12 protein-coding genes are annotated in these 12,622 nt (G+C 49.8%); 10 read left to right on the top strand and 2 right to left on the bottom strand.

The features are described 5' to 3' along the window. Positions 1 to 26: 26 nt before the first annotated feature. From K3T83_RS06040 to K3T83_RS06005, 8 genes are all read left to right on the top strand, one after another. Entirely contained in the window at positions 27 to 722 is a 696-nt protein-coding gene (locus K3T83_RS06040) for a QcrA and Rieske domain-containing protein (protein WP_220202077.1), read from the top strand. Positions 723 to 942: 220 nt separating this feature from the next. Beyond that, on the top strand, positions 943 to 1,950 hold the full coding sequence (locus K3T83_RS06035) for a cupredoxin domain-containing protein (RefSeq protein WP_220202076.1): 1,008 nt from the start codon (positions 943 to 945) through the stop codon (positions 1,948 to 1,950). Between the two features lie 111 nt (positions 1,951 to 2,061). Beyond that, positions 2,062 to 3,567, top strand: coding sequence for a hypothetical protein (locus K3T83_RS06030; protein WP_220202075.1), 1,506 nt, complete (start codon positions 2,062 to 2,064; stop codon positions 3,565 to 3,567). Positions 3,568 to 3,874: 307 nt separating this feature from the next. Further along, positions 3,875 to 5,395 carry a glycogen synthase GlgA gene (gene glgA / locus K3T83_RS06025; RefSeq protein ID WP_220202074.1) on the top strand — a complete coding sequence of 507 codons (1,521 nt, stop codon included), beginning with the start codon at positions 3,875 to 3,877 and terminating at the stop codon, positions 5,393 to 5,395. A gap of 204 nt (positions 5,396 to 5,599) precedes the next feature. Then, entirely contained in the window at positions 5,600 to 6,397 is a 798-nt protein-coding gene (locus K3T83_RS06020; RefSeq protein WP_220202073.1) for an RNA polymerase sigma factor, read from the top strand. Between the two features lie 6 nt (positions 6,398 to 6,403). Continuing rightward, positions 6,404 to 7,066, top strand: a complete 663-nt coding sequence (locus tag K3T83_RS06015; RefSeq protein ID WP_220202072.1) for a hypothetical protein — start codon at positions 6,404 to 6,406, stop codon at positions 7,064 to 7,066. Positions 7,067 to 7,113: 47 nt separating this feature from the next. Further along, positions 7,114 to 8,307: a nickel pincer cofactor biosynthesis protein LarC2 gene (gene larC2, locus K3T83_RS06010; protein WP_220202071.1), complete on the top strand. Its 1,194-nt coding sequence runs from the start codon at positions 7,114 to 7,116 to the stop codon at positions 8,305 to 8,307. 41 nt (positions 8,308 to 8,348) lie between these two features. Beyond that, a complete protein-coding gene (locus tag K3T83_RS06005; protein WP_220202070.1) occupies positions 8,349 to 8,948 on the top strand; it encodes a DnaJ family domain-containing protein in 600 nt (199 codons plus the stop codon). On the opposite strand, the gene K3T83_RS06000 is transcribed toward K3T83_RS06005, so the two are convergent. Continuing rightward, positions 8,915 to 10,681, bottom strand: a complete 1,767-nt coding sequence (locus K3T83_RS06000) for a CocE/NonD family hydrolase (protein WP_220202069.1) — start codon at positions 10,679 to 10,681, stop codon at positions 8,915 to 8,917. The genes K3T83_RS06005 and K3T83_RS06000 overlap by 34 nt on opposite strands. A gap of 108 nt (positions 10,682 to 10,789) precedes the next feature. Next, positions 10,790 to 11,305: a DinB family protein gene (locus K3T83_RS05995; RefSeq protein ID WP_220202068.1), complete on the bottom strand. Its 516-nt coding sequence runs from the start codon at positions 11,303 to 11,305 to the stop codon at positions 10,790 to 10,792. A 241-nt stretch (positions 11,306 to 11,546) separates the two neighbouring features. Here K3T83_RS05995 and K3T83_RS05990 point away from each other — a divergent pair, with 241 nt between their 5' ends. Beyond that, positions 11,547 to 12,155, top strand: a complete 609-nt coding sequence (locus K3T83_RS05990) for an aminoglycoside adenylyltransferase domain-containing protein (RefSeq protein ID WP_220202067.1) — start codon at positions 11,547 to 11,549, stop codon at positions 12,153 to 12,155. A 13-nt stretch (positions 12,156 to 12,168) separates the two neighbouring features. Beyond that, entirely contained in the window at positions 12,169 to 12,330 is a 162-nt protein-coding gene (locus tag K3T83_RS05985; RefSeq protein WP_220202066.1) for a hypothetical protein, read from the top strand. The last annotated feature ends 292 nt before the right edge of the window (positions 12,331 to 12,622 follow it).

The raw sequence follows: 12,622 nt of genomic DNA, 5'->3' as shown, positions 1-12,622 counted from the left end.
CCAGGAAGGATTACGAAAAGATTACTATGAGTACTATTGATAGACCACCTATTACTCCGCAACAGTATGAGGTGCTTCATGGTGGCGGTGCAGAGGCGGCTGAGATTGCGCGGCAACGTCTTTCTCGACGCCGCTTCCTCCGCCGTTCTATGCTGGCCATCTGGGGCTTGTCTACCGCCGCTAGCGTTGGTGGAGCTTTGTATATGCTGTATCCCGGTCTCTCTACCGGGTTCGGAGGTCAGCAGACAGTTGGATCGAAAGCCGATTTCCCAGCGGAGATACCCGCTCAGTCCAAGCTGAACGAGAAGGGCGTTTTCCGTGTCCCGGCTGCCAGAGCCTATATCGTTCACCTGTCTAAGGATACGAAGTTCCTGCTTAACGAACAGAATCTCGCCGATCAGTTGGATGCTGAAACGTTTGTGCGTGATAAGGATGGCACCTATTGGGTTGCCCTGTATCAGCGCTGCGTCCACCTGGGTTGTACGGTTCCGTTCCGCGATGACTGTGCGAGCTTTAAATGCCCCTGTCACGGTTCTCACTATAATGTTGATGGAGAGTTCATCGATGGTCCTGCTCCTAGAAGCCTGGACCGTTTCCAGATGTCCTTTAATGGGGATCAGGTGGTGGTGAATACGGGCGCTATTAATGATAAAGTGCCTCATCCTGATGCGACAACGCTTTTGATCCCTGCTCCGACTGTTGCGTGCAGTGCTGGTGGCTAATACTGTCTGATTGATTTCAGGATAATTCTTAGATTGATTATCAATAACGCTTCTTCTTCAATAGGTGCTGTCTCTGAAGATTTTGCTTGCTGCATTTTGAAGAGGCAGCATACTGTTGAGTATGTGCGTCTTTATACACTACACGTCGTGGGTTGATCTAGCCTCTGCTTCCCTTTCTGATATAAGGGGGGAGGAGGCGTCAATCAAAAGGTTGTGTGTTATGGTAAATTTAGGACAAGCCGTTGTTGGCCTTATCCTGCTACTCGTCGTTGTGGGCGGCTTGCTGTACATATTCTATTCTCGTACGAATGCAGTCGAGAAGACGGGCTATGGAGCTCTCATCGGGTTGGCAGTTATCTCACTCTTAATCCCGGTTTTCTGGATTATGGAGAGTGGCGCACAGGCCCAGGCCCAGACTCAACAGCATGCGCTGGCCATCGAGCGAGGTATGCAGCAATATGCTTCGCTGTGTGTCGATAGATGCTATGGCATAGACTCCAAAGGGAATGTTGTCAATCCAACTTATCTGGGCTATTCGTTCACTGATTTAAACAAGATGAGCGATGATGAGTTGAAGAGCATCATCACTGGCGGCTTCTATAATCCCACTCCTGCTGCTGGGGTTCCGGCGAAGCCCTCTAATATCAATTCTATTCCTCGTAGCGATCAGTTTGGTGGTCAGTTGCAATCGAATTACATCGATTACCTGTTTGCCTTTATTCGCTCGACTGATCCCACCTACATCAAGCAGCAAGGCTTTACTGGCGCGGCTGCTGAGAATGGGTTGAAACTGCTGCCGGATTATTTGCAGGCGAATCTGCCCAATCAGTATAAAGCTGCGCAGGTTTTCGCGGCCAGCGGCCAGTTTGGGGCAGCAGTGGATATGACGGGGCAACAGGCGATCACGATTGATATTACCCAGCCTCCTGCTGGTGCAACCTGCACCCCTCAGTGCTTCCAGTACCTCAATGTGAAGGTGAAGGTTGGCACGGAGATTACCTGGGTCAATAAGTCCGATCAGCCTCATACAGTGACTGCGAAGGATAAGTCTGGCGCTGATGCTCCTCAAATCTTTGATTCGGGCGTCAGTACCCCCATTCAGACGAATGGAACCTTTAAGTACACAGTTACCGATGCTGCTTATAATCTTGACCCGGATAAGCATACAGTCGTGTACTACTGTATTATCCATCCGCAAATGTTGGCTCAACTAACTATTGTGAAGTAATCATCCAATCGTGTCTCTCGTGCGAGAGACACGATCAGGTTTCTGTTTTGATCGCTGCTGGTCATGTCGTTATAACGGCTGTGAACGGCATGTTGAAAGGGATTGCGATCCATGCAACAAGTACGACAACGTGAGTTGCCAGAACAGATGTCCTGGGCGAGGGCGTTGATTTTTGCCGTTGGCTTTTTCTTCCTCTCTGCCATTCTCATTGGACAATTGCCTGGTTATATTCACCTACAACTTACTGCCTCCTCCCTTGAAGGTCTGGAGCAGGGCTGTTTTGCTCTGGCTGCGGTTGGTTTAGGCGGCTTCGTCATCGTTCAGGTGATAGTGTTGCTGTTTGATCCCAAGCCAGTGATTCCTCCTGCTATTCTGACCGTGCTGGGGATTCCTTTATCCTTGATCGGCCTGGCTCTGTGCATCTGGGCCACTGCAACTGGCTGTGCTCCAAATCAGACAACGTGCAATCAGTATTTTCCCACCGCTCATTCCAATTGGGCTTCTCTGCTCAATGGCAAGGTTCTCTGGTTTCAGCCCAATGCGCTGGATTTCGTGACCCTGGGTTTGACGATTCTGGCAATTGGTGTGGCTATGATCTTCTATAGCCAGCTGGCGATCCGTGAGCAGCGGAACCCTGATCGCCGTGATCTGGGAACGACCCCTGCCATTCGCTGGATGATTGTGATCGCAGTCTTCCTGCTGATCGTCTTTATGTTGCTTTACACACTGTTCGATCCACAGGGATTGGGTAATGCTATCGCCCCTGGTCATCCCTTTCTGGGCCTGAAAATAGTAAATCTGGTCTGGGGTCTAATACTGGGAGCTTCGGTCTTCCTGACCCTGGGTGCATTTGCCTTGCGCCTCCATTACTTGATGCGCCCCGTACGCAAGCGCACTATGTCGGCTCTCTATGCGATTGGTGCTCTTGGCCTCGCTCAAATCGGTGCTGTTTTCTTGCTCATCTGGGCTTTTGTGTATCCTCTCATCTACTGGATGCATACCTGGACCTTCATTGGCCTGAATGATTATCTGACGGTCTGTGCGAAAAAGTCTGATATTCCTGCAAGCTGCACGTTCTCTCCGCAGGCTGGCTATATCGTTACTGCAATCATTACGATGAACTTCTTTGTTCTTCTAGCTGGTGCTATCTGGGCATGGAAGTCTAATCGTAGTCTGGTGGTAGTCGGTAGCGTCGTTACGACAGCTGCGATAGCTGCTGTCACTTTCCTGGCGCATACCGCTCCTGATAAGATTCTGGTGGCGATGATGCTCTGTGCTGGCATGTTGCTCCTGGCTGTCATCTGGACCAGCGTGTCGCGCCGTGAGTTCGCTGTGGTTGGCGAGAATAATCTTGGTTGCCTCGGTCAATGGCTCGTTCTGGGAACTTGTCTGTTCATTTATCTGGCGGCCTTTGCCTTCTTCTCTTTCCCTGTCTGGCCGCCCGAGACTGAGCAGAACATTCCGTTTGTAGCTGGCCTGGCAATTGGCCCTCCGGCAGCCGGGGCAGAGGCTACCGCGACGCTTCCGCAAGCTGATGCCATGATTATGTTCGTTCTGCTTGGGGTGTTGGCCGCGATACAGTTTTTCTTCTTGACCCGTAACCGCTATAAGGTCTAAGAGGTATTGTCTACCTATGATGAGGGACGAAGAGATGAGACCGGATTGCTCACCTCTTCGTCCCTTTTCTTCATAAGTGGTATGCGATTATATAATCGGTCACTCTCAACTAAAAGATGGGTATCCTGAGCGATAGCCTGTGATAAAATACCTACATCCGTTGTTCTTTGAGAACACGGAACAGAGTCTCAACTTGTGCTATGGCCCTTTTAAGGATACGGAATAGAGTCTTAACTTGTGCTATGGCATAATTTAACAGAACAGAACAGAACAGAAATAAGAGCTATTGTTGTTGAAAGGAGAGGTGGTGTTTCCTCCCCGGCTTGCTGTTGCCGAGGATTTTCCCGCCAGAAATTTTATGCAAAATGAACAACCTCTCAAGATTTTGATTCTTGCGGCAGAAATTGAGCCATTTGCCAAAGTCGGAGGTCTGGCTGAGGTTGTCGGTGCCTTGCCAAAAGCTTTACAGGCTCTTGGTCATGATGTTCGCCTGGTCATGCCTCGTTATCGACAGGTTGATCGCGAACGTTTTCACCTTACCACTGTCTCCGACTCTGTGGCTGTTACTATGGGCGGTTTCAACGTCCAGATCAGCGTGTGCGAGGGGCATATAGGGGAAAATATTCCTGTTTATATGATCGATGCTCCTCGTTTCTTTGATCGCGAAAATATTTATGGCTACACCGATGATGGCGAGCGTTTTATTCTTTTCTGTCGGGCCGCCCTGGAAGCCGTGCGTACTATGCAGTGGTCGCCCGATGTTGTGCATTGCAATGATTGGCACACAGGCATCGTGCCAAACTGGATGCATACAATCTATCAGAATGATCCATTTTTTGCCCACACAACCACTGTGTATACCATCCATAATCTTGCGTATCAGGGCATATTTGGCTATCGCATCCTTGAGGTTGCTGGCGTTGCCGCTAATGGGTTTCTCTATCCTCAGATCGCGGAGCTGGCAAATGTTGTTGATATTATGGGGCGTGGCATTCTGTTTGCCGATTCCATTACAACGGTCAGTGAGCGCTATGCACAGGAGATTCTGACGCCTACCTTTGGTGAGCGCCTTGATCATCTTTTGCGCTCTCGCCGTGATCGTGTGTTTGGAATCCTTAACGGCATCGATTATCAGGAGTATAACCCATCTGCTGATCGCTATATTCATAGTTGCTTCGATACCGAGTCGCTTGAGCAGCGGGTTGCCAACAAAGCTGCTCTGCAAGAGTATGCTCATTTACCTGTCCGTGAGGATATTCCCTTACTGGCGATGATCAGCCGTTTGACCGATCAAAAAGGACTTGATCTCCTGACGCAGATTATTCAGCCTATCCTAGGCCAGGGGGTTCAGTTTATCGTGTTGGGGATCGGCGATCAGCATTATCACGAAATGCTGCAAGGTCTGGCGGCGCGTTATCCTGAGCAGGTTGCGATCTTCCTCACGTTTAATTCTGAGTTGGCCAGGCGCATTTATGCTGGTAGCGATATGTTTCTGATGCCTTCTCGCTTTGAACCCTGTGGCACCAGTCAATTGATAGCAATGCGTTATGGTTGCGTACCCATCGTGCGTAGCGTTGGTGGTTTGGCTGATACCGTACAGAACTACGATTCGCAGACGGGCGAGGGTTACGGCTTCTCTTTTACCAATTATGATCCCTGGGAATTGTTTGCCGCTATTGTTCGTGCCCTGACCGTCTATCGTTTTAAGGATACCTGGCGCACTTTGCAAATTCGTGGTATGACGCTCGATCATTCCTGGCATGCTTCAGCCGCTCGCTATGTCGAGATTTATCGCAATGCTCTGGCGTTCCATCGAGCTGGTAGATGATCGCAGGCACATAATTTCTATACCCTTGATGATGAGTGAAGAAAAGCAGTAAGCCGCATATGCTTCTGCTTTTCTTGCTAGTACAGGGCTGAAATACTAGAAAGTACTTATTTAACGCATAGGAAATTGACGTTTTTCTTCTCCTGGCCTATACTTGAAAGTGGGGGTAATGATGTAGATGTTTGTTCGGAGGTATTGGGCGTCGTGGAAATTGTGGATATTTCCTCTGATAAGGATGACCTGGATGTGGAGGGTAGTGCGCATCATCGGAAGTTGGCTCGTATGTACCGCTCATTGCCAGATAGTGCCTCTCCCATCTTCTGGAATGTTGTGGAAAAAGCTGATATTCCACTCGAAGTACTAGTGATTTGTCTGCGTAATCTTACCAATAATCAACATCGTCAACGTATATTACATATCATTGTCCAGCGTACGCAAATAATGAATGAGTATTGGGCTGGCAATGTTTTGAAATCTGTTGCTCTGCATGCAGATGAACGGGCAACCTTTGTCTGCGATTTATGTGCAGATCTCTATGAACATATGCTTCGCGCTTTGCTTGATCCCAGCAAGCTTTTCTGGGAGGAAAACTTTCTTCATTGTTTGTATTTTGAGCGCAGGCATGTGTATCGTTCTTTTATGACGCGTGAAGGACGCTGGCATGATGCACGTGTTATGAAAAGCGAACGTGTACCGCGTGGACTTTTACAGCGTCTCGATCAACCGATCTCTCAGGCTGAGGGTGAACCTTATTTGTTGGATCTAGAAGATGAGCATGCTCAAGAGATGTTGCAGGCGGTTGATGCTGGCGACTTGCTCAAGTTTGTACTCCTTCTTCCCGAACATTTAAAAGCTGTGGTGCTTTTGTTGTATTGGGAGGAGCGTTCCGAGAAGGATATTGCTCGTGTCCTGAATATTTCTGATCGCACGGTTCGCAATCGGATACAAGCGGCTCTCAAGCTACTGCGTGGTTTTTTTCTAGATCAGATAGAGGGTGGGTAATATTTTATGAACAATGAACAACAGGATGCTATCTTTCGTATTACCGCTCGTTATGTCGCTGAGGTGCAGGCTGGCCACGAGCCAGTTCTTAGCGAGTATATCGCACGTTATCCTCAATATGCCGATTCTATTGCTGATTTTGTTGCTTATTATCATGGCTTTGAAGCTACTATTCCCATTGCATCAAATGTCCACACATTGCTCTCTCCTTTCTCGCAAGTGGACCTGCCATGCTCCGATGCGCAAATGCATGTTGAGCCACTCTCTACTACAACCGTCACAACTTTGCTGGCAACAGAACAGCAGCATTTTACTTTGTCTGAGCTAGCCAGGAAGCTTGATTTGAGCGTGGATATCGTGGCTCTGCTGGAGCAGCGGGCTATTGATCCTGCCACACTCCCGTTTGAGCTGTATCGTCGCATTGCTCTTGCCCTGCATCAGCCTATCAGTAGCATTCAAGCATATCTTTCGCGGACACCACAACGTTCTCGTCCTGCAAGAGAAAAGCAACCTTTGATGAAAGTGGCCGAAAAGCCAGCCTATTATCATGTGTCAGGCGAACAGACCTCTTTAGAACAAAGCTTCCGCCATATTGTTGCAGAAAGCCTGTGGCTCTCTCCTGAGCAGAGAGAAGCCTGGGAAGCTATTCTCACACTGGAAAATTTGTGAGACAATAGATAGGCATAAATGCAATCGGTGGAGTGTTTTGATAGGTAATGGCACAAAAAATAGCATATCTTGATTGTCATGCAGGCATCAGTGGAGAGATGTTTCTGGCCGCTCTCATTGACAGTGGTTTATCATCTGATGCTCTGAAGTTTCCTCTCGCCGCTCTTCCTGTGGAAGGATGGAGTATCAATACTGGCACTTTTGTTGATAAGGGTGTGAGGGGAACGTGTTTTCAGATAGGGCAGAATGAACAAAAGCAGCCAGATCGTCGCTTGTCTGAAATCACAGCCCTGTTGCAGGCATCATCTCTCTCTGCTCAGGTGCGAGAGACATCTCTGGCGATGTTTCGTTGCCTGGCTACGGCTGAGGCACACGTACAGGGAATCAGGCTTGAGGAGGTGCATTTTGACGGCACAGATACCCTGCATATGCTCATCTCTTTCGTTGGTGCCGCTCTAGGTATCGAGGCTCTGGGTATTACTCAATTATATGCTTCTCCTCTTCCGTTGACCGGGGGATATACAGAGGCCGCTCACGAGATGATACCAGCTCCCGTCACATTAGAGATATTGCGTCGGGTCGCAGCTCCCTGGCGCTCCTGTGCCGTGAGCGAGGAATTGGTAACTCCTGTCGGCGCAGCAATCCTGGCGACGCTGGCACACTTCGAGACTCCTCCAATAGTCATTGAGCAGATTGGCTATGGCTTTGGTACAAAACAGTTGCCCTGGTCTGGTTGTGTACGGTTTTGCCTTGGTCAACTTCAGGGAGCCGCCAATACTGCTAGTGCCGAGGCCGATACCGATTGGGTGACGGTGATAGAGTCGCATATTGACAATATGAGTGGTGAGCTATTGGGTGGCTTGATGGAACGGCTTTTCGGTGCTGGCGCTTTAGATGTAAGTTATACCCCTATTCAGATGAAAAAGAATCGTCCAGCAACGCTGATCACAATCATTAGCTCTCCTGAGCAGGGCGATGCGCTGGCGCTGATTTTGCTGCGTGAAACTAGCACGCTGGGCGTGCGCATTCAACAGATGCAACGACTCAAGGCGCAACGATCTCAACAGCGGATAGAGACTGCTCTGGGGCCGATGCTAGTCAAAGTAAAACGTCTGGGTGAGCGTGTGATCAGTGTGTCACCGGAGTATGAGGAATGTCAACGGGTGGCGAAGCAACATGCCCTCCCTCTAGCTGAGGTCTATGAGGTTGCGCGGGATGCGGCCCGTTCCCTTATAATATAACTGAGATCAAAATAGATAGATAGCTAGAAATCGGGGCGTATATGGATTTTATTGATTGGCGCAAATCGCCCGAAACGATACATCTGGAGTCAACTGAGGAGGAGGTCAGGGCGAGAAGACGTCGTGGTCGCAAGTTCCACGATTATATTGAAGAGATTATTCACGAGGCCCAGGAACGCGGGGATTTTGATAATCTGGCTGGCACAGGCAAACCGCTCAATCTGAGTGATGAGTCGCTTGCTGGCGATAACGCGCTTGGCTACCACTTGCTCAAGAATAACGAGTATCTCCCGGCCGAATTGGAGCTTGCGAAAGAGATTCGTGTCGAGCGTGAACGGGCCGAGGCGAAACTTGCCAAAGTTATTCATAAGGGTGAGACGTTACGCTCTCGCCGCGTCTCACCTTTTCCCAGCGAGAGGCGTGCTTTCAATGCTGCTGTGACAAAGACCGCTGCCGAATATGAAAGCACGCTTCGTGAGTTGAACCGCAAAATCCTGACGCTGAATTTGATCGTTCCCACGACAATGCATCAGCCTTTCATCGAAGTGGAGCAGCTGGTTCAAAATTTCCGCGACGCCTGCCCACTTTTTGAGACGAAAGCTTCTCCTTATGGATTAGGCACGACTGGAAGTACGATGTAAGAGGGGTGTTCCTGGTCGTGTAAGATGGTCTGCTTGGCTTCGACCAGTTCAGCATCGTTCCCTAAAGGATGTCCCGTGTTGGGATTGCGGTCCCAGCGCGGGAAATTGCTGCTGGTGATGTCCAGACGAACGCGATGCCCGGCTTTGAAGAGGTTACTGGTGGACCAGAGATCTATCTCGTATTCGTATGCTTTCTCTGGTTCGATCAACGTTGGCGCTTCGCCTCTCTCGATGTTGCGATAGCGAGCGCGAATGATGCCATCTGCCAGGTTGCGCGCGTATCCATCGGGATGTACATCGACCAAGCGTGCCACAAAGTCCGTGTCTGGCGCGCTTGAAATTGCCCATAGATACACGCGGATGCGACCTGTAACCTCTATATCTTGCTCAAGCGGTGGCGTACTGTATACCAACACATCAGTACGACTCTCGGTTGGGCGCTGGTCAAAGGGGCCGCCAGGAAATTCGAGCGCCATGAGTAGATTGCCGCCACGTGTCATCACCGGATGGGCGGGATCATAGATATAGCGGTCCGCTTCTTCCTCTGCGGGCGGTTCGGTGCTGAGCCTACCATCTCCATTCAGGCTGTTCGCCTGTCCATTACTATGCAGATAGAAGCGTGTCTCGACGGTGCGAGCCAGCGGCCATTCGTATTCATCGCGCCAGATGTTGGCTCCCATAATGAATAGTTTGATCGGAGCTTCGCTGGTGATACCTGTGTCAGTGCCTTTGAGCCAGTGATCAAACCAGCGCATCTGCATGCTCGTCAGATCGCTCTGGAGATTGATCAATGCTGCGCTTGCCGCAAAGCCGAAGTTGATTTCACCGATGGGATTGGAGAAGTTGCCGTGTGACCAGGGACCAACCAGCAGGTTGCTCTGGCGGGCTTCGGGTGTACTTCCACGCTGGCGTGCCTGACTGAAGTTGTCAAGCGTGTCTTGCAGAAACACATCATACCAGCCGCTAATGTTGAATGAGGGAACTGTGACGCGCTCCTGTTTGCCTCGCATAGTTATCTCCTCATAAAACTCACGATCCATCGGATGTTCCAGCGCATCGAAAAACGACGGTGCTACATCTAGATTTATCAATGAAGAGAACTGTTTGAGTGGGAGGGACCAGTATCCTTCTGTTCCCAGTTTATCACCTTTTTGGATAAGGGCTGCGATGCTGCGTCCCAGCTCAACAGGATCTCCGTTGTGCCGACGCATCAGGACGCCCATACCCATCATCAGGTTCCATGATGCCATTCTGCCCAGTTCAAATGCTCCTGCGCGGAAATTGCTTCCGTTCAGCGGATTGTTCCAGGCGAGAAGGGGGGCGATGACTTTGAGAGTAGCCGGTTGATGAAGGGCTGTGAGCCACTGATCCGCGCCCATATAGGACATGCCGAACATGCCCACATCACCATTGCTGTAGGGAAGTTGTGCTGCCCAGGTAATGGTGTCAACGCCGTCCAGGGCTTCGTTGCGATAGGGCGACCAATCCCCTTGAGAGGCCATGCGCCCTCGGCAGTCCTGCACAATGACGATGTAGCCGCGGTTTGCGACCTGCACGGGGTCTAGTGGTAGTGCGGCCATAGGTAGATCTTTGCCATAGGGAGTTCGCATAAGCAATACCGGCCATTGGCCCTGTGCTGGTCGATAGATGTTGGCGCGCAAGATTGTGCCATCACGCATGGTTGCCGGCACATTGAGTTCGACGCTAACTGGCACTGTTTCCTGTGTAGTCATAACACTATTCCTTATATCTGATGGGTTTTAAGAATAGAGAGTCGAGACCTTTGAGTAGCTTCTCAATTGTCCCGACCCTCTATTCTTATCACCTCTTATTGAGCAGGGTCAAATAGGATAGCCGCGCGAACCCTGGAGTCCTTTGAGAACTGAGATCTCGCCGCTCATATTGTCGATGTGCCCGAGAACCAGGCGGCTCAACACTGCGCCAACACTCATCTGTCCAAGGCCAAAGTTGCTCAGGTCGAGAATGTGGTTCAACTCTTCTTCTGGCAGATCGGCGAGATAGGCGTCGGTCGCTGCGTGGACCGCTTTAGCGTAACTGCGTGTGGTTGGTACATCGATGCGAACTCGTCGCGCCCATTCCGCTGTTGTCAAGGGCTGGATCTCGCTGATGCCGGTCTTCTCAGCCCATTCAGTAGCATAGAGTGGTGCGCCACCTTTGAGGACCATATTAATAGCAATGTCTTCGCTGGCGATGGTATGGACGTAGGTTGCCGATAGGGGATTTGCGATGCCAGGAGGTGCCCAGTGTGCCTGCTCGTTTGTCACGCCTTCCATTGTTGCCTCTAGAAGTCCATGTGCCTGCTGTATCTGTTCACGAAGGAATTTTGTAATGCTCATATGTAAAGAACCTTTCTTGCTAGCGAACCTCTGAAGCATCTGTATTACTCAATCACTGGTTCGCGTTCATTTGATGCTCTCATCATAGGCGTAGGACGGTGCCATTACCATGAAAAGTGCTGCCAAACACTGCCAGTTTCACCATTTTTTGGAGGATTACAGGAATGTGTTGTTGTGGCTAGTTGCGATGGCATACAATAGTGGTGCATAGTGGGGCTGGCTGTTGATTGGAGACCGTGCGATGACGCAAAGTAAACCAACACCATACGCTGATATAAATAGCTTGCTGACAGAGCTGCTAGCGGGAATGCAGGCGATACTCGGTACGAAGCTGGTGGCTCTTTATCTTTATGGTTCGCTTGTGACTGGCGATTTTGACCATGAGGTGAGCGATATTGATTTGCTGGCGGCTACCGCGTTCGATATCAATGATGATGAATTCGCAGTCTTACAAACAATGCATCACGATTTTGCAGCTAGGCACGGGGCGTGGGATGATCGGATTGAGGTTGCGTATCTCTCCGTTGCTGCGTTAAAGATGTTTCGCACTCAGGTAAGCAAAATTGCTGTTATCAGCCCCGGCGAGCCGCTCCACTTCAAGGAAGCAGGCAAAGATTGGTTGATGAACTGGTATGTGGTGCGTGAGAATGGTGTTGTCCTCTTCGGTCCCTCGACTCATGAACTTATCGAGCCTATTACAAAGGATGAATTGCTGCAAGCTGTACGGGAGCATGTCATAGCGTGGCGCGAATGGGTGCAACGTGCAGGTTCCCGAAAAGTGCAAGCGTATGCCATCTTGACGGCCTGCCGAGCGCTCTACACGTTAAGCAATGGTGAGAGTGTATCCTAAAAAGCGAGCCGCTGTGTGGGCGACACAAGAGCTACCCGAATGGTCTTCTTTCATTCAATCCGCGCTTGTGTGGCGCGCAACCCTCCACGACGAGGATGTCGATCACGCTGCGACCCTTCCAGAAACCCACCTCTTTGCCCATGCCGTCCTCGCTCTCTGCGAGAACATCCCCTGAATTTCTGCACTCGATCCTCTTCTGGAAAAAGGCTTCCATCTAATAAGATGTTTAACTAATTAGGTTCATATCTAATTGGCTCTGGCCCTGATTTCTTGCCCCAAAAAACATTTGTAATTTTACATATAACATGTGCTGGAAATGATAATAGAAACATTCGAAGAAATATGAATTTATATCATGAACGAATAGTAACCTAAAATTGTTGTATTGAAATTTTATTCTGGTATGATAGGATGTGGAAGTAACAAACGATTTTTACTGCTTATGTGATGGGTAAAACTAAATTATG

Source organism: Reticulibacter mediterranei (genome assembly GCF_016587455.1).
Note: the sequence above shows the minus strand (reverse complement) of the source record. Positions and strands in the feature narration are given on the sequence as shown.

What these genes read in the sequence shown, in the direction of transcription:
- K3T83_RS06040 (WP_220202077.1), top strand. Translation starts at nt 27, where the DNA reads ATGAGTACTATTGATAGACCACCTATTACTCCGCAACAGTATGAGGTG.
- K3T83_RS06035 (WP_220202076.1), top strand. Translation starts at nt 943, where the DNA reads ATGGTAAATTTAGGACAAGCCGTTGTTGGCCTTATCCTGCTACTCGTC.
- K3T83_RS06030 (WP_220202075.1), top strand. Translation starts at nt 2,062, where the DNA reads ATGCAACAAGTACGACAACGTGAGTTGCCAGAACAGATGTCCTGGGCG.
- K3T83_RS06015 (WP_220202072.1), top strand. Translation starts at nt 6,404, where the DNA reads ATGAACAATGAACAACAGGATGCTATCTTTCGTATTACCGCTCGTTAT.
- larC2 (WP_220202071.1), top strand. Translation starts at nt 7,114, where the DNA reads ATGGCACAAAAAATAGCATATCTTGATTGTCATGCAGGCATCAGTGGA.
- K3T83_RS06005 (WP_220202070.1), top strand. Translation starts at nt 8,349, where the DNA reads ATGGATTTTATTGATTGGCGCAAATCGCCCGAAACGATACATCTGGAG.
- K3T83_RS06000 (WP_220202069.1), bottom strand. Translation starts at nt 10,681, where the DNA reads ATGACTACACAGGAAACAGTGCCAGTTAGCGTCGAACTCAATGTGCCG.
- K3T83_RS05995 (WP_220202068.1), bottom strand. Translation starts at nt 11,305, where the DNA reads ATGAGCATTACAAAATTCCTTCGTGAACAGATACAGCAGGCACATGGA.
- K3T83_RS05990 (WP_220202067.1), top strand. Translation starts at nt 11,547, where the DNA reads ATGACGCAAAGTAAACCAACACCATACGCTGATATAAATAGCTTGCTG.